Below are 16,684 nucleotides of genomic sequence, written 5' to 3'. Positions count from 1 at the left end.
TGGGATTCGTGTAAGCATGCGCAAAAAAGGGCCGTGGCAGACTGTGGCAAACCGGCCCGAGACATTTGGAGCATCTGTGGCAATCGTGAATAAAGTTCGCTTGGCAACGCTGGTAGCCGCTCTGGCCGCCGCCGTTCTTCTACCGGCTGCGCCGGCCTCGGCGCAAGCGTTGAGGAACCAGACGGGTCAAACGGTAGACTCGGTCGCCGCCGTCGTCAACGACGACGTCATCACCGTGCGCGAACTCGACGGGCGCGTCGGGCTCATCGAGCGACGGCTCGCGCAGCAGCATGCGCCCGTGCCGCCGCAAGACCAATTGCGCGCGCAGGTGCTGAACCAAATGGTGCTCGAACGCATCCAGCTCGAGAAGGCGAAGGAAGACGGCATCGTCGTCGATGACGCGGCCGTGCAAAAGACATTGCAGCGTCTGGCCGCCGCCAACAATCTGTCGCTCGACGTTTATCGCGCGCGCATCGAGGCCGAAGGCGTGCCTTGGTCGGTCTTCACGCGCGACGCGCGCAACGAGCTGACGCTATCGAAGCTGCGCGAAAAAGAGGTCGACAGCAAGGTGACCGTGTCGGACGCAGAAGTCGCGAACTACATCGCGAGCCAACGCGGGCCGGGCGCCCGTGCGCAGCAGGATTTGCGAATCGAGCACATTCTCGTGAAGGCGCCGGCCGGTGCGAGCGAGGCCGATGTCGCCGCGGCACAAAAGAAGGCCGAAGCGATCCTTCAGCAGGCCAAGGGCGGCGCGAAGTTCGAAACGCTGGCGAAGCAGAATTCGCAGGCGGCCGACGCGGCCAAGGGCGGCGATCTCGGCTTCAAGGCTCCGAGCACGCTGCCTGCGCCGTTCGTTACGGCCGCGGCGCAACTGCGCCCGGGCGAGGTCAACCCCGACGTAATCCGCACGGACGCCGGTTTCGAAGTGATGCGGCTCGTCGACCGGCGCGTCGGTGTCGGCGGTTCGGCGGCCGATGCACCGAAGCTCGTGCAAACGCACGTGCGCCACATTTTGCTGCGCGTCGGCGAAGGCCAGCCCGAAGCCGGCGCACGCCAGAAGCTGCTCGAAATTCGCCAGCAGATCGAAGCGGGCGGCGATTTCGCGAAATTCGCGAGCACCTATTCGCAGGACGGCTCCGCATCGCAAGGCGGCGATCTCGGCTGGATCAGCCCCGGAGAAACGGTGCCCGAGTTCGAGCGCGCGATGAACAATCTCAAAGACGGCGAGATCAGCGAACCCGTTCGAAGCGAGTACGGCTATCACTTGATTCAGGTTCTGGGCCGACGCGAAGCGGAAGGCTCCGTGCAGCAGCAGTTGGATCTGGCGCGCCAGGCCATCGGCCAGCGCAAGGCCGAGCAGGCGTACGCCGACTGGTTGCGCCAGCTGCGTGACTCGGCCTACGTGCAGTACAAGATCGGCGGCGCGGTCGCGCAACAGCAGTGAGCCGATAGACGATGACGACCGCCGCCCGGGCTGCCCCGCTCAAACTCGCGATCACGACCGGCGAGCCGGCCGGCGTGGGCCCGGAGCTGACGGCGATTGCGCTTGCGGGGGCGGCCGCGCATTGGCCCGGCGTCTTTTTTGAAGTACTGGGCGACGCAGGGCTGATCGAATCGCGAGCCCGTGCGGTCGGCGTCGATTGGGCGGCGCTGCTGGCCGCAGGGCAGGTCAGCGTCGCACATCGGCCGCTGGCCGTGCCGGCGCAGGCGGGGCGGCTCGACGCCGCGAATGGCCGCTACGTGCTGGATCTGCTCGACGCGGCGATCGACGGCGCGCTGGGCGGCGTATTCGATGCGATCGTCACGGCGCCGCTGCAGAAAAGCACGATCAACGATGCCGGCGTCGCGTTCACGGGGCACACGGAGTACCTTGCCGAGCGCACGTCCACGGCGCGCGTCGTCATGATGTTGACCGGCACGGGTGCGCGCCCGTTGCGCGTCGCGCTGGCAACGACGCATTTGCCTTTGAAAGACGTGCCGGGCGCGATCGACATCGACAGCCTCGTCGAAACGATCGCCATCATCGATCACGACCTGCGTCGCGATTTCGGCTTGCCCGTCCCGCGCATCCTCGTGACCGGGTTGAACCCGCATGCGGGCGAAAACGGCTACCTCGGGCGCGAAGAGATCGACGTGATCGCGCCGGCGCTTGCACTGGCCGCCCAGCGCGGCATCGATGTGCGTGGCCCGTATCCGGCGGACACGTTGTTTCAGCCGCGTTATCTCGACGAAGCCGACTGCGTGCTGGCGATGTTCCACGACCAGGGATTGCCGGTGCTCAAGTACGCGACCTTCGGCGCAGGCGTCAACATCACATTGGGGCTGCCGATCATTCGCACGTCGGTCGACCACGGCACCGCGCTCGATCTGGCCGGGACGGGGCGCGCCGATGCGGGCAGTATGATCGCTGCCATCGACACGGCTGTCACGATGGCGCGCAATCGGCGCGGCGGCTGACGCACGTCGCCTTCGGCCGCTGCGAAAGCTGCGGCGCCGTTTCCCGACTTATTTCGTTTTCCTCACGATTTCGATGTCCAACAGAGCACAGCACCAAGGCCATTTCGCGCGCAAGCGGTTTGGACAAAACTTTCTCGTCGATCTCGGCATTATCGATTCGATCGTCTCGCTGATCAGTCCGCAGCCGGGGCAGCGGATGGTCGAGATCGGCCCGGGGTTGGGCGCGCTGACCGAGCCGCTCGCTGAACGCGTCGCCACGCCCGACATGCCGCTGCATGCAGTCGAGCTCGACCGGGATCTGATCGTACGGCTCAAGGACAAGTTCGGCGAACGCCTTGCCCTGCATGCGGGCGATGCGCTGGATTTCGATTTTTCATCGCTCGTCGACACGCACGAGCGGCCGACGCTGCGCATCGTCGGCAATCTGCCTTACAACATCTCGAGTCCGCTGCTGTTTCACCTGATGTCGTTCGCACCGATCGTTATCGATCAGCATTTCATGTTGCAAAACGAGGTGGTGGAGCGAATGGTGGCCGAGCCCGGCACGAAAGCGTTCGGGCGCCTGTCGGTGATGCTGCAATACCGATACGTGATCGATAAGCTGCTCGATGTGCCGCCCGAATCGTTCCAGCCGCCGCCGAAGGTCGATTCGGCCATCGTGCGCATGATCCCTTACGCGCCGCACGAACTGGCGAGCGTCGATATGCGCCTGTTCGGCGAACTCGTGACGGCGGCGTTTTCGCAACGTCGCAAAATGCTGCGCAACACGTTGGCCGCGTATCGCGACAAGGTCGACTTCGAAGCGCTGGGCTTCGACCTCGCGCGGCGCGCCGAGGATGTGCCCGTCGACGAATACGTGCGCGTAGCGCAAGCGCTTGCGACGGCTTCGTAACGCCTACTTTGGCCCGGCGCGCCGGGCCGGCGCGTTGACTAGCACGTTTCTGTGAGCGCGAACGTCAAGACTGGTAAGAGGCGCACGCTGGATGTGCGTGTGCCTTCTACTTCGGCTATTGACTTCTTATCAGCGTTGGCGCCAGCGCTCGTTTCAATCAAACGTGACATCCCGCAGAAAGGATTTGCGCTCCTCGTTTTGCTCGGCGTTAAGCATCAACTCGGCTCCCACGAGCTTGCCGGGTTGGCTCCTACCCAGCACCGTCATGGGATCCTCAAATCCGTGAACGTAGCCTAAGGCAAACGCACCGCATTGGTAGCCCATCAGACGTAGTAACTCTTTCGGCAATGTACGGGCTATCTCGAGCGGGCAAGACAGAAACTGATTTTCCTCCTGTCGAAGCCAGCCTAGAGAGTAAGTCAGGTTGATCGCTGATCGGATGCGGTCGGATTGGTTGCTGCCACCGCCATGGTAGACCTTCCCGTCGTATACCAGCACCGAGCCCTTTTCCATTGCTGCGGGGAAGCTGTCCGCCGTCCCGAATTCGGCGCCCCGCCCCGAGCGATGACTGCCAGGCACGATGCGCGTCGCGCCCATGTCCTCGGTGTAATCGGTCATGGCCCACAGCGTGTTGCATTGCGCGTGGTAATCGGGCGGGAAGGGGAACATATCCCAGGCTACCTCGTCTTGATGCAGCGTCTGCGCCTTGGCGCCAGGATGGAGGGAGACGACCTGGGTGCAGTGGATCTGAAACGTCGTTGCATGGGCCAGGAAGCGCCGGGTAGTCTCCAGGATGGTCGGGTTCAGAATCAACTCGCGCACACTTGGCGATCGGGAGATCAGGCCGCCTGTGCGTTTTGTTCGTTTGCCGAGAATGCCGTCCGGCCCGAAGGGCGTGGCAGCCATATAAGGCTCCAGCTCTTCAGCAATACGCTCCATCATCGCAGCGGGCACAAGCTTGTCGATGATCGCGTAGCCGTGCTCGCGGAGGCATTGCTCTACATCTGACGCGGAAGCACTGTTGGGAAGATGAATCAGGGACATGGTCTATTCCATCGATGCCGGTAATTTTTCGGGCCTGTGCTATTGCAAACGCCGGGCGATCATTGCCCCACAAACGCTTTTTACACCTGAGGAACGTGCCTTGCCGGCGCATGGTGCCCCGCAGGAAATCCCGAAGGGAGAGAAGCCCGGCAAGGCGCATTCGCAGGCATGAGATCAGCGTGAACCGACCCTGGCAGGCTTGGTCGAATTGCCGTGCGCGGACTGATAAAGGTCCAGGGTTCGAGCACACATCGCGGATGGCGTGTAGCGACCCTCGACATAGGCTCGCAGCCGCGCTGGGTGAACCTTCTTCGCATGGTGGCCGGCTAGCACCTCCTTGGCTCGCGTGATCAGTGTGTGCGTGTCCTCGGCGGGGATCAGCAGCTCGGGAGTGACACCGCGCAAAATTTCCTGAAGGCCGCCGACGGCAAAGGCCACGACGGGCACACCAATGGCCAAGGCTTCGATGCTGGCTCCGCCGAATTCCTCATACATTGATGGCATGACAATGAGACGGCAGGCTGCCATCGCGAGCGGTACTTCGTGATTCGGAATGAAGCCCGTAACCGTCACACAATCTTGCAGGCCGGCTTCATCGATGGCACGTCGTAGGCGATCGCGTTGCGTTCCGTCTCCGACAATCAACAACTCGCATTCTTCTTCGCGGAGGGCCTTGGCGAGCGGGATGAGGTGCGGCCATCCCTTTTCTTTCGCGATTCGCCCGACAAAGCCCACTGTTTTCTTCCGCAGGCCATGGCGCTCGCGAAATGCCTTTACTGCCGCGAGCGGCGGCGGTGCGAACTGAGTCGTATCGACGGCGTCAGGAACGATTGCGACGCGCTGGGCATCTTTGGCGAGTACTGCGGCGGTACGCTGGGTCAGGGCCATAATCGCGAAGGCTTTCGCGATTGTCCGCCGTTCCAGCCATTGGGCCACCCGGTGTTGAAGCGCATCGAGCCAGGAAGTCGGGGTATAGACGGCGAGCCGGGAGCAATGCACTGTCACGATCAACGGGCGCCCCAATAATCGAGGAGCCAGACAAGCGACCAGCAGCGCGGGGATCTGTCCGTCCAGGTGTGCATGGACGACGTCGAAGTCCTGTCTGCGTGCTCGATGAAACAGTGCGCCCAATGTCGCTGCGGCCCAAGACTGGGTCAACGCCACCAGCCCGCTGAACTCTGATCGGATTCGTGGCATGGGGACCATCATCCGCTCGACCCACAGAAGCGGATGCAGTTGCCGCAATTTGGGCAACCCCGGGAAACCGATTGTCATGACGTGCTGATGGATGCCTGCTTCCGCAAGCCAGACCGCCTGCCGCCAGGTCTGCACCTGCATACCGCCGACCGAGTCGTATTCTCTGGGCCAGGATTCAGCATCCGGGTGGTGAAAAAAAGGTGTCAGCTTTAGAACTTTCATGTGACCGGTCGTCAGTAAGTCGTGCAATGAAGCTTCGGATGGCAGGCACCTTGATCGATGCAATTGCTCGCACGTTCGATCAGCTGATGATGTTGCCGGCGACCTTGGCATGTAGCGTCTGCGTCAACGTATCGATGCAAATCGATCGCTCAGTCGACGTCAGCATGCGGGTATGGATGTCGAGAGCCGCTTCCAGTCGGCTGAAGACTTGTTCCCAGTCGCGAGTATTCAATTCAACCCGGTGAAGGGCCGCGATTTCTGTCGGCTCGTTGCCGGTCACATTACAAATCGTGTGGATGATGAGCTGACGAATGAAGGTGGATGTCATGACCGTGGCCGCTTTATAAGAGATCTCCCCGGGTGGCAACCGTTTGCAGCGTTCGCAAGGCGACCGCATGTCCAGTCGCCTCTTGCGCGATGAGCCGGGCAATTCTCAGCGCGTTGGCCTGGATCGTTAATGTGGGATTCAATCCGCCGGGATAGGGCATGTAGCTGCCGTCCGCGACGTAAACGTTTTCCAGTGAATGAAGCCGACCGTCCCGATTTACTACCGATGTCCGAGGGTCGTTGCCTGCGCGGCAAGTGCCGTGCAAATGTGTGCTACCCATCGTAAAATTCGAGGCCTCATGTCGGATATCGCGCGCGCCGGCTGCCTTCAGCCAATCGGCAGAGCGTTCCACCATATAGGCCAATCGTGCCAAATCGCGCGAGTCCGCCGTATAGTCGATCATGATCCTCGGCAGCCCCCAAGGATCCTTGCTACTGGAAAGACGCACCCGATTTCCGAGAGACGGATGGTCCGCGAGAATGGTCTCGACGCGTAACACGAGGCCGTCGACTTGCAAAGAGCGCCAGTCATCGTGTTTGGCTTCGTAGATCAGTCCGCCGACACCGTTCGGACAGTGTCCGTCCAGATAGTGGTCGAGCACGCAGACGGTCGAGAACGGGCCGCGATAGCCAACGGGGTGAGCGTCGATTTGATGTCTGTCCACATTGACAATGCCCTGTGAATATTCGCTGAGCTTCATACAAAGGCCTCGGCCGACAACGTCATGATCGTTCCCAAGCCCGCCAGGCGCATACGGCGTAACCGAACGCAGTAGCAACGCGGCCGTCTGAATGGCACTGCAGGCGAGTACGAAACGATGCGCGCGAAAGGAGTGAGTCCGGCCGGTCCCGGCATCCATACATTGCACCGCATGAGCGCGATTGCGCGTCTCCTGCGTCAGCGCTACCGCCTTCACTCCGGTCAGTAGCATCAAATTGGGCGCATCGGCCAGCGGGCCGAGCATGGTGCTTACCACGTCTCGCTTGGCGCCTCGGGTGCATTGTGTCGAGATGCATAGCGAGCAACGGTTGCACAGGGCGCGGTCGACGGCTACGGGGGTTGGGCGAGGCGAAAGGTCGAGTTGGAGCGCGCCTCTCCAGAGGTGCTCCGCCGGCAGGCTCAAAGATCCCGGCGCCGCGGCGGATTCGGACGTGAACGCCGCATGATCGACGCAAAGACGCGATTCCATTTCCTTGTAGAAAGGCGCGAGATCGTCGGCACCGATAGGCCATTTCGTCGGCATGCCATCGACTCGAATGCGCTCGCTCGGATCGAAATCGAATTCGGTGTAACGGAAAGAAGCACCGCCATAGAAGACGGTGCCGCCCCCCAGATTGCGGGTGGTCCATGGCCACCCCTGCTGGTTCCACCCCTGTGTGTCATTGCCTGCGAACGCGGTAATGGCGTCCGTGTCCACTGCCGCATTCGCCGCGTCGGCCTTAAGCCTTGCGCCTTCTTCCAGCAATAGCGTGCGAAGGCCGGCGCGAACGAAGGTCTCTGCAGCGACGGCACCCGCGGCGCCGCTGCCGATGACGATCACATCAAACGGATCCTCCAGCGAAGCGTGTGCTCGAAGTCCGTGCATATGCGACGCGCCAAGGGCGCGCACTTCTACGAATGGCGCGAATGAAGAGGTCATCGGATGGATGGTCCTTTAGCGTCGTTGCATCCCGGCGTGCAGGGGCGAAACGTCGCTGCTGCCGTAATCGAAATGTTCGGCCTGTTGCTACGGCCATGGGCAACACGTGTGTTGCCTGATTCGCGCGATAGCAATCTCCGTCACATCGCTGGCCTAAATCCTAATGAAGTTATTTTGATGGCGAAACGTAAATCAGTCTGAAAATATGCAATTGATGTGCAATTTCGATGATTTGTGGCTGACTATTCGGCACCCCGCTGGTCCTTCGAATTGTAATGGTCGGGAATTCATCGAATGAGTTGGTGGGATTTAATGGTCGATGTACTCGATGTAGTGATGCCATTGAAAAGGTGGAAATGTTCTATGCGCAACTTGCAACTCCGATTCGAAAACGAATGCTGCCCGGTATGGATCGGGGCCCGCTGCGTGGATGACGTTATATTCAAATTGTGCGAGCTCGATGCATCGAGCTATCACGTGGTTACTGACAAGACTGTCTCCCGATTGCACGCGTCGGGACTATTCGAACGGATCGCGGCGAAGGCACCGGCCAGGTTGTGGGTCGCGGACGACGGCGAATCAACAAAGTCCATTGGAATGGTTGAGCACCTCGCCCAGGAAATGGTACGTGCGGGCATCGACCGGCGAGGTGCGATCGTTGCGGTCGGTGGCGGCGTTATCGGGAACCTCGCCGGGTTGACCGCCGCTTTGCTGTTTCGCGGCATCCGCCTCGTGCATGTGCCGACGACGCTGATTGCTGCGGCTGACTCGGTGGCCTCGCTTAAACAGGCGGTGAATCTTCCGCAGGGAAAGAATCTTCTGGGCTGTTTTCACACGCCGACTTCAATACTTATTGATCTCAATTTCCTGCAGACGTTGCCTGTTGCGCAAATGCGGTCGGGCATGTGCGAAATGATCAAGAACGCATTGACCGTGGCGACGGAGAACATCCCTTTACTTGAAGATGGATTGAAGCCGGCCGCGAACTATTCGAATGCAGAGCTGATGTCCATCGTCGAAGCCGGTTTGCTTGCCAAGCAGAAGATCATGGTTGGCGATAAATGCGAACGCGGGCAGGCTATTGTCTTCGAGTACGGCCATACGGTGGGGCACGCCATTGAGCTGGCGGCGAATGGGCGCGTGCCGCATGGCGAAGCGGTCGGTCTCGGGATGATAGTGGCGGCGGAAGTGGCCGGTCGACTTGGGCGGCTGAGCGAGGTCGACGTGCAGCTTCATCATCGGCTGCTGAAGCGCAATGGACTGACAGCTCTGTTGCCGCCGGGCGTCACCGTAGCCGCGGCCATGGCGCTGCTGCGCATGGACAATAAGCGCGGGTATGTATCCGCTTCCCCGGACCAGGTGGCTATGATCTTGTTGGCGGGGCCCGGGATTCCTTGCGGGCCGGCCGATAGACCATTGACGCTGGTCGACCTCTCGCTGGTTCAGTCTTGCATTGAGGCCCATTTGACCGGCGGCGCGAACGTTGCACTTGAGGAAAGCCGCCTGTGACAGCCGAGACCGGGCAGCCGACGCCGATGAGGTCTACCGGGACGATGTGCATCGACGTCGGGCAAATTCTCGGCCGCCTATGCACCGCGGCTGGCCAGAAACCCCTGGACCGATATTTCGTAGCGTGTGCCGCCGTGCAGTTCTGGGCCGACCTCCTTGATGCGCACGAATCGGATGCGGCCGCATCAGCCTCGACGACGGGCCGGATCAGCGAAGCGCTTCGTCTTGCCACGCGTGAGGCCGATCACGCTGGGCAGGTGCTCCTCGGGCAGAGAGCGGTACCGGCGATGGCCGATGTGCCGGCATTGGCGTGCGCCCCGCTCTTCGGGGACTCGAGGGCCGTATCGCTAATCAAGGCGCTTCGCCTGCCGATGCCGGAGTGCTGCGGTTACAACCTTGCGGACATTGAGTTGATTGCTGACGATGCCCGGCAGCTGATCGGGCGGGTCGGCGTTGACCGCCCCATGTTGATCGTCGGGGTACGCACAGGCGGTGTCTATCTCGCGCCGCTCTGGAAGGCAGTGTTGACTGGCTTCGGCGTCGCCGATGCGCACTGGTGCACTGTGCGCCCGCAGGCCGGGCAGGCCGCGTCAGTTGGCCAGGCGACCACTCTTCAGGCCTGGTTCGGGAGCAGGCGTACGTCGGTCGTTGTAGTGGTGGACGACCAGCCGGATACCGGGGTGACGATGGGGCGCGTTGCAGCCCTGTTGCACTCGCCCGGCATTGACTTGTGGTTCGCCAGCGTTGGGAAGCTTTGGCGCGGTCCTGAGCGGTTTCATGCGCCTTCGTACTCGTCATTGTCCGTGGTGTGTGACCGTCGAAACCCACGGCTTTGGGAGTGTCTGTCAGCCAACGAACATCCAAGGTTTATTGAGCGGTTGCAGGAGGCACCGGGTCTACCCGCGATCCCCGAGGACGTTCGATTGCAATTCCGGTGCCCCCAAGGGGAATTGCGGTACGGGTTGGGCTGTGCCTGGTTGCCGTGGAATGACGCACGCGTTATGTCGGGCAGGCGGCCATTGGTCAATCCGCGCAAGACACCGATAGCAGTCTGCGATTCCCGCGGTCAGGCGCTGATGCACTTGCGCTTTATCGGAGAGGGCGTGTTCGGTCGAGCCGAGCTGCAGCGCGTGCAAGAGATGGACTGCACGCGTCCTGCCTGGTTTATTGATGGCTATGCCGTAACCGTCGACATTGGACGCTCACAATCTTTCCGCGAGCAGTTTCACGAATCGAGTCCGTCAACGCGGGCGGACCTGCTGGCACAAACGGCGAACTGGTTGAACGTTCTTGCCGGACAGGTCACCGCGCGCGCACACAACAATTCTGTCGTTACCGCACTCGGCCCCCGATGGGAGTCGGTCTTGGCTGCTATGCAGGCGCGCTGCGGCGAGCGGCCGGCGTTGTCGCGGCAATTGGGAGAGTTTCTGGCGCAGCCCGTGCCGTGGCTGGGACAGACCGGCAGGGCGATTCGTTCGTCATTGCGCTATGCCTGCGGCGACTGGCATTGGCAAGTTGACGAGCAGGGGCGTCTTCATCGTTTCCAGTTGGAGACGAACTGGGGCGATGTCAGCTTCCCCGAGCTTGAACTGGGGGCCTTCCTGGTGGAAAACCGCTTGGCGCGCACGGACGCTCATCACCTCGCGTCGCTGTGCGGTTTGGTCTATTCGAGTGTCCGAGAGAGTTTATCGCTGGCCGCAGTAACGATCGCCGAGGCGCGGCTGCGAAGCGTGAGGACACTTAGCGAGCGCGGCCGCATCGCGTTGCGCCGAGACTTCGACGAGTTGCTTGCAACGGCCTCTGCGTTGGCGGGGTTCGAGACATCTTTGGCAGAATGAAATGGACAGACCGAGCCACATTGTCACCTGTATCTGCACCGCACGGCCGGGGCTACGCGCCGTCAGCTCCAGAGGCGCGAGGGTCACGCTCTCGGATGGGACGCAATACATCGACCTGATGAACGGTAAGGGTTGCATCACGCTTGGGCACCACCATCCCGTGGTGAATGCAGCGATCGCGCGCCACCTCCAGAGTCAAGTGGCTTGCGCGACTTGTTGGAGCGACCAGCACGACGAACTCGCAACCAGGATTATCAAAGACGTTGGTTTGGGCGAGGCGCGTCTGGCCTTTTTTAGCACGGGCACGGAGGCCTGCCGAGCCGCTGTCCAGGTTGCGCGGATGTTTACCGGACGGCGTGTCATTGCCAGCGCCGGCTATCACGGCTGGGGCGACTATTGGGTCAGCCCCGACCGCCTGCTGACTGCTAACGCCAGCGGCATCATCGATTTTTACTTTGTGCCGGAACTGCTTGAACGCGTGCTCGAACGGCACCGGGGGGACGTGGCGCTCGTGATGCTGTCACCGGACTATGTTCACCTGAAACCGGACACGCTGCGTAGGCTGGCAGAGATCGCCAAGCGCGAGGGCGTCCTGCTGTGCTGCGACGATGTCAAACAAGGCTACCGTTCGGTGCGTGCTTCGAGATTTCCCAAGGCTGTCGGCTTTCATGCGGATCTGTACACCTTCGCCAAGGGGCTGGCAAATGGCTTGCGACTCTCATGCCTGATTGGCAGATCCGATGTGATGGCGTCGGCGAAAGACTTCACCTATACCGCCTATTTCGACACGATCCCGATCGTGGCCGCGCTGGCGACGATGGATTACATGGCGGACCAGGACGGTTATCAGCAACTGGTCCGGTGCGGCGCCGCCCTCGCCGCGGAAATGCGAAATGCGGTGCGGCGCACTGAGCTGCCAATCGAGATCTACGGCGACGGCCCGCTGCTGCAGATCGTCTCAGCAAGCGAGCCCATGGACCAAGTCTTGTACTCGAACTGCGCCGCAGCAGGTTTGTTGCTTTATGAAGGTGACAATCAGGCGGTCTCGTTGGCGACAGCAGACGTATTTGACGAACTGATTCACCGCTTTGAGGTTGGCTTGGCCGCCACTTCCCGGCAGCTGGGGCCGACCGAACCCACGTCGGTAAGCCTGCACAGACGCTTCCAGGCAGCCTTCAGCATGATGGACGGCGCCACCGACATCGTTCCCGCCCAGCAAGCAATCGAGTGGATCGCGGAGGAGCGATGCTCTCCTTAACTTTGAACTCGTTGGTCGGGAGGCGGATCCTGTTGCTGTCGCCGCACGCGGATGATGTCGCCTACTCGATCGGCGGCATCGTGGCAAACCTTTCCTTGCGGGCGGACATCCTGCTGATGACGATCTTCGGGCGCAGCGGGTGGGCGCTTGCGTCGAATTTGCGCGAGGCGTCCGTGGATGTCATATCCGCGGTGCGGGAGCAAGAGGACCGGGCCTACTGCGAGCGACGTAGGATCGACTACTCGATTCTTTACTGCCCTGACAGCTTTGTAATGGGCTACGACGAGGCTACGGAGCTCAGCGTTGTACCTGACGATGATCCGAGGACGGCGGACGTCGTAACGCTGATTGGCGACACAGTGGCTCGTCTGGTCCCCGATGTCGTCGTCGCGCCTTGTGGCCTCGGCGGACATGTCGATCATCGGATCGTGCGGACAGCGGCGGACGCACTGCATCAGGCCGATATCTTCTACTACGAGGACATTCCGTACAGCGCGAGCCTGCGGCTGTCCGAACTTGACAAGGAGCTCGCCACCCAGGGCCTCGCGCCAGCTGGGACGGTCGACATCGAACTCGTTGTAAGGAACAAATGCGAGGACATGTGGAGCTACCGTTCTCAGACCAGCGCGCTGACCGTCGCCGAGATGCTGCAGCACGCCGGTCGGATTGGTGCGAGCACCGGGCGTTACGCAGAACGCGTGTGGCGTAGGACAAGTTGAATGTTCATGCCACCACGCATATGTCAAATCTAGCGCTCGACGAGCCTGGCCACGGGTCGGTGCAGGTTCAAGCCTATGTGGACGGGGCTTTGCCAAACATAATCTATGGAGGGATGCAGGGTGGATACGCTTGCAATTCATGGTGGGCGTGCTGTCGTTGATCGGCATTGGCCCAATTGGCCGCAGAATACTGAGAACACACGGCGCAACATTGCTGCCGTGCTGGAAAGCCACCGATGGTCCATCAGCGGGCCATATCGCGGACAGGCATCGTGGGAAGAGCGTTTCGGACAGGCGTTTGCCGCGTACACAGGTGCTGCCTTCTGTGTGCCGTGCGCGACGGGCACTTCCGCTCTGACCATGGCGCTGGAGGCCTGCGAGGTTGGCGCGTACGACGAGGTGATCGTGCCCGGTGTAAGCTGGGTCGCTTCTGCATCAGCGGTACTCGGTGTCAACGCTGTTCCCGTACTGGCCGACGTCGAGGCAGACACCGGCTGCCTCGATCCTGTCGCGCTTGAACGGGCCATTACGCCGCGCACACGGGCCATCACAGTGGTCCATCTGGGATCTGCGGTCGCGGACCTACATCGCATCGTGGCGGTCGCCCACGCGCGGTCGATCCCGTTGATCGAAGATTGCGCCCAAGCGCATGGAGCCCGCTATGCGGGGCGGCATGTCGGGGGCTTTGGCGCGGCGGGTACGTTCTCGATGCAGCACAGCAAGTTGCTGACGAGCGGCGAGGGCGGGGCCGTGATCACAGATGACATCAGGTTGATGCGCCGCTTGGCGCATCTTCGGGCCGATGGTCGCACACTCGCTGCACAGCCGCCCGGGATGGACGAGATGATGCTGGTTGAAACCGCAGAAATCATGGGCAGCAACTACTGCCTCTCGGAATTTCACGCGGCCATCCTGACGGCGCAGCTGGATATGCTCGATGAGCAACGGGCGTTACGCCATCGCAACGCTGTCATCCTGGACAGCTCGCTGATTTCACTTGGGTTTTCACCGCAAGCGACTGCCATAGGTACCACGGCGCGGACGTACTACTCCTACGTGGTTCGACTACCGCAGTCAATCGTCGATGCGGCGGGCGCCGAGCGATTCGCCAGGGCACTGGCCGCCGAGATTCGATTGCCCTGTAAAACGATGTACAGCGCGCTCAATCAGAATCGTTTGTACAAGCCTTTCTCGCGAACGCGGTTCGCGCTGGGTGACGGCTTTGCCGATGCGGTCGATCCGTCCCGTTACCACTTGCCCGCAGCGCAAGCGTTCTCTCGATCCTGTATTGCTCTGCCTCACCGCATGTTGTTAGCCGATGCCGACGCGATGGCGCATGTGGCAGCCGCCTTCGAGAAAGTGGCGCGGTTGGTTGCTCATCTACGTGGCTGACAACGTTTGCGAACCGCCCGTTCATCGCTTGCGCTTGGCAAGCATCTGCGACCTCCGTGTCTGGACGCGCGTGCGGCCAAGGTTGCAGAACGCCTGGGAGACCAATACCTTGTTCAGCTTTTTCGAAAAACGGCTTCACCCGTTTCCCGCGGACGAACCCCCCGTGCCGCCTGAAGGGATCTTCCCTTTCCTTTGGGCTTGCACGCAACGCGTGCGCGGCAAGATTTTGCTGATGGCAATACTTGCCATCCTCATGTCGGCTTTCGAGGCGTTGCTGTTTGCAATGCTAGGGCGCGTGGTCGAATGGCTCAGTATGCAGGCACCATCGCGCCTGTGGGCCGAGCGCGGCAGCTCCCTGGTTTGGCTGGCAGCGCTTCTCGCGAGCAGTGTCGTAGTGCTCGCCTTGCAGACCGTCGTGAAGCATCAGGTACTGACGGTGAATTTTCCGATGCGGCTGCGCTGGAACTTCCACCGGCTGCTGCTGGGCCAAAGCATGGTCTTCTATCAGGATGAGTTCGCCGGCCGCCTTACGACAAAAGTGATGCAAACCGCGGTCGCCGTGCGCGAAGCCATCTTCGTCCTGGTCGACGTTCTCGTTGCCATGGGCGTGTATATGGCAACCATGATCGTCCTGATCGGGGTGCTCGACGCGCAATTGGTTTGGCCGTTCGTGACTTGGCTCGTCTTCTACATCACCTCGCTGCTGTATTTCGTGCCGCGCCTGGGCAAGGTCGGTAGAGCGCAGGCCGATGCTCACGCACAGATGACCGGCCGCGTCAGCGATGCCTACACCAACATCACTACCGTCAAGCTGTTCTCCCACACGCAGCGCGAGGCGGGCTTCGCGCGCGAGGCGATGCGGGAATTTATGCATGCCGGTTACAGCGAGATGCGTCTCGTCAGCGCCTTCGACATCGTCAGCCACATGCTGAGCATGGGACTCACGGCCGGCATGACGGGTATGGCGCTATGGCTGTGGTCACGCGGCGCGGTAGGTGCGGGGGCTGTGGCTGCGGCAATCGCTATTGCGCTGCGGCTGCAAGGGATGTCGCACTGGATCATGTGGGAAATGACGAGTCTGTTCGAGAGTATTGGCACGGTACAGGACGGGATGAAGACGCTGTCGCGACCGCACGCTGTGCTTGATGCGCCGGATGCCACTGAGCTCGATGTACGGCGCGGCGAGGTGTCGTTCTCGCAAGTGAGCTTTCGCTATGCATCTGTCGGTCGCCACGTGATCGACAACCTCGATTTAAACATCGGACCCGGCGAGAAGATCGGCCTCGTTGGCCGATCGGGCGCGGGCAAGTCGACTCTGGTGAACCTGCTGCTGCGCTTTCACGACCTTGAGCGTGGGCGGATTTCAATCGATGGGCAGGATATTGCATCCGTCACGCAGGACTCGCTGCGCAGTCAGATTGGCATGGTCACCCAGGACATCTCACTGATGCACCGCTCTATCGCCGAAAACCTGGCCTACGGGCGCCCGGATGCTACGCCGGAGCAGATAAAGGCGGCAGCGTTGCGCGCCGAGGCGCACGACTTCATTGTCAACCTGAGCGACGCGAGTGGTCGGCGCGGCTACGCGGCACACGTAGGCGAGCGGGGCGTCAAGCTTTCCGGCGGCCAGCGTCAGCGCATTGCTATCGCGCGTGCGATGCTGAAAGACGCACCGATCCTGCTACTCGATGAGGCTACCAGTGCGCTCGACTCCGAGTTGGAAGCTGCGATCCAGCAAAGCCTTTACCGGTTGATGGAAGGTAAGACCGTGATCGCTATCGCGCACCGGCTTTCCACCATCGCAGCGATGGACCGGCTGATCGTGCTCGATGAGGGTCGTATCGTCGAGCAAGGCAGCCATAAAACATTGTTGACACAAGGAGGCCTCTACGCGCGGTTGTGGGCTCACCAGAGCGGCGGAATTCTGCGGGAGGCATCGGACGAGGGGGCACGACCCATCGACGAGGCTGCGCAGAGCGCGCACGTTGACGTCAGATGCGGTGGTGTCGGCATCGGTCCAACAGATCGCCAGGCCTCTCGCGACACCGCGGTGCGTCGTAGTCGCCAACTGTCTTCGCCATTGGAAGCACTGAGACAAACGGGCGAGTAGCTGTACCAGGTCATGCGTTGACCTCTTAAGTTCGACAAACGCAGAGTGATCGAAACGGGCATTCGTCGAACCGGATCTC

The 16,684-nt window shown here is 61.4% G+C and carries 14 protein-coding genes; 10 read left to right on the top strand and 4 right to left on the bottom strand.

The annotated features are described in order from the left end of the window. The first annotated feature begins 76 nt into the window (after window positions 1-76). From C0Z19_RS06895 to rsmA, 3 genes are all read left to right on the top strand, one after another. Entirely contained in the window at window positions 77-1,444 is a 1,368-nt protein-coding gene (locus tag C0Z19_RS06895; protein WP_175084033.1) for a peptidylprolyl isomerase, read from the top strand. 11 nt (window positions 1,445-1,455) lie between these two features. Continuing rightward, window positions 1,456-2,457, top strand: coding sequence for a 4-hydroxythreonine-4-phosphate dehydrogenase PdxA (pdxA, locus tag C0Z19_RS06890; RefSeq protein ID WP_102609043.1), 1,002 nt, complete (start codon window positions 1,456-1,458; stop codon window positions 2,455-2,457). A gap of 73 nt (window positions 2,458-2,530) precedes the next feature. Further along, window positions 2,531-3,349 carry a 16S rRNA (adenine(1518)-N(6)/adenine(1519)-N(6))-dimethyltransferase RsmA gene (gene rsmA, locus C0Z19_RS06885; RefSeq protein ID WP_102609042.1) on the top strand — a complete coding sequence of 273 codons (819 nt, stop codon included), beginning with the start codon at window positions 2,531-2,533 and terminating at the stop codon, window positions 3,347-3,349. 153 nt (window positions 3,350-3,502) lie between these two features. Here the strand turns inward: rsmA and C0Z19_RS06880 are convergent, their stop codons facing one another. Beyond that, window positions 3,503-4,393, bottom strand: a complete 891-nt coding sequence (locus tag C0Z19_RS06880) for a phytanoyl-CoA dioxygenase family protein (RefSeq protein ID WP_102609041.1) — start codon at window positions 4,391-4,393, stop codon at window positions 3,503-3,505. On the opposite strand from C0Z19_RS06880, the gene C0Z19_RS28190 reads away from it, so the two are divergent. After that, window positions 4,392-4,565: a hypothetical protein gene (locus C0Z19_RS28190; RefSeq protein WP_158242949.1), complete on the top strand. Its 174-nt coding sequence runs from the start codon at window positions 4,392-4,394 to the stop codon at window positions 4,563-4,565. The two genes, C0Z19_RS06880 and C0Z19_RS28190, sit on opposite strands and share 2 nt — an antisense overlap. Before the next feature lie 2 nt (window positions 4,566-4,567). Here C0Z19_RS28190 and C0Z19_RS06875 read toward each other — a convergent pair whose 3' ends face one another. The 3 genes from C0Z19_RS06875 to C0Z19_RS06865 all read right to left on the bottom strand — a co-directional run bounded on the left by C0Z19_RS06875 (window position 4,568) and on the right by C0Z19_RS06865 (window position 7,680). Further along, on the bottom strand, window positions 4,568-5,812 hold the full coding sequence (locus tag C0Z19_RS06875) for a glycosyltransferase (RefSeq protein ID WP_158242948.1): 1,245 nt from the start codon (window positions 5,810-5,812) through the stop codon (window positions 4,568-4,570). A gap of 79 nt (window positions 5,813-5,891) precedes the next feature. Further along, window positions 5,892-6,140 carry a DUF6137 domain-containing protein gene (locus C0Z19_RS06870; protein ID WP_102609039.1) on the bottom strand — a complete coding sequence of 83 codons (249 nt, stop codon included), beginning with the start codon at window positions 6,138-6,140 and terminating at the stop codon, window positions 5,892-5,894. A gap of 13 nt (window positions 6,141-6,153) precedes the next feature. Beyond that, the gene (locus C0Z19_RS06865) at window positions 6,154-7,680 is read right to left on the bottom strand and encodes a GMC oxidoreductase (protein WP_158242947.1); all 1,527 of its coding nucleotides are present in this window, start codon (window positions 7,678-7,680) and stop codon (window positions 6,154-6,156) included. 393 nt (window positions 7,681-8,073) lie between these two features. Here C0Z19_RS06865 and C0Z19_RS06860 point away from each other — a divergent pair, with 393 nt between their 5' ends. The 6 genes from C0Z19_RS06860 (at window position 8,074) to C0Z19_RS06835 (ending at window position 16,605) form a co-directional block, all read left to right on the top strand. Continuing rightward, window positions 8,074-9,288: a 2-deoxy-scyllo-inosose synthase gene (locus C0Z19_RS06860; protein WP_102609037.1), complete on the top strand. Its 1,215-nt coding sequence runs from the start codon at window positions 8,074-8,076 to the stop codon at window positions 9,286-9,288. Beyond that, complete coding sequence (locus C0Z19_RS06855; protein ID WP_102609036.1) at window positions 9,285-11,126, top strand: hypothetical protein; 1,842 nt, start codon at window positions 9,285-9,287, stop codon at window positions 11,124-11,126. Before C0Z19_RS06860 ends, C0Z19_RS06855 begins: the two co-directional genes overlap by 4 nt. Before the next feature lies 1 nt (window position 11,127). Then, window positions 11,128-12,384: an aminotransferase class III-fold pyridoxal phosphate-dependent enzyme gene (locus C0Z19_RS06850; RefSeq protein ID WP_102609035.1), complete on the top strand. Its 1,257-nt coding sequence runs from the start codon at window positions 11,128-11,130 to the stop codon at window positions 12,382-12,384. Window positions 12,385-12,416: 32 nt separating this feature from the next. Further along, a complete protein-coding gene (locus C0Z19_RS06845) occupies window positions 12,417-13,103 on the top strand; it encodes a PIG-L deacetylase family protein (protein WP_158242946.1) in 687 nt (228 codons plus the stop codon). A 120-nt stretch (window positions 13,104-13,223) separates the two neighbouring features. Next, entirely contained in the window at window positions 13,224-14,495 is a 1,272-nt protein-coding gene (locus tag C0Z19_RS06840; protein WP_199180762.1) for a DegT/DnrJ/EryC1/StrS family aminotransferase, read from the top strand. Window positions 14,496-14,604: 109 nt separating this feature from the next. Further along, window positions 14,605-16,605 (top strand): ABC transporter ATP-binding protein, encoded by a 2,001-nt coding sequence (locus C0Z19_RS06835; protein ID WP_269844810.1) that lies wholly within the window; start codon window positions 14,605-14,607, stop codon window positions 16,603-16,605. Window positions 16,606-16,684: the final 79 nt, after the last annotated feature.

Source organism: Trinickia soli (assembly GCF_002879855.1).
GTDB lineage: Bacteria > Pseudomonadota > Gammaproteobacteria > Burkholderiales > Burkholderiaceae > Trinickia > Trinickia soli.
The sequence above is the reverse complement of the archived record's forward strand: the minus strand, read 5'-3'. Positions and strand labels throughout refer to the sequence as shown.

Coding starts and splice junctions, on each gene's coding strand:
- C0Z19_RS28190 (WP_158242949.1), top strand. CDS start 4,392: ATGGTCTATTCCATCGATGCCGGTAATTTTTCGGGCCTGTGCTATTGC.
- C0Z19_RS06850 (WP_102609035.1), top strand. CDS start 11,128: ATGGACAGACCGAGCCACATTGTCACCTGTATCTGCACCGCACGGCCG.
- C0Z19_RS06860 (WP_102609037.1), top strand. CDS start 8,074: ATGAGTTGGTGGGATTTAATGGTCGATGTACTCGATGTAGTGATGCCA.
- C0Z19_RS06870 (WP_102609039.1), bottom strand. CDS start 6,140: ATGACATCCACCTTCATTCGTCAGCTCATCATCCACACGATTTGTAAT.
- pdxA (WP_102609043.1), top strand. CDS start 1,456: ATGACGACCGCCGCCCGGGCTGCCCCGCTCAAACTCGCGATCACGACC.
- C0Z19_RS06875 (WP_158242948.1), bottom strand. CDS start 5,812: ATGAAAGTTCTAAAGCTGACACCTTTTTTTCACCACCCGGATGCTGAA.
- C0Z19_RS06880 (WP_102609041.1), bottom strand. CDS start 4,393: ATGTCCCTGATTCATCTTCCCAACAGTGCTTCCGCGTCAGATGTAGAG.
- rsmA (WP_102609042.1), top strand. CDS start 2,531: ATGTCCAACAGAGCACAGCACCAAGGCCATTTCGCGCGCAAGCGGTTT.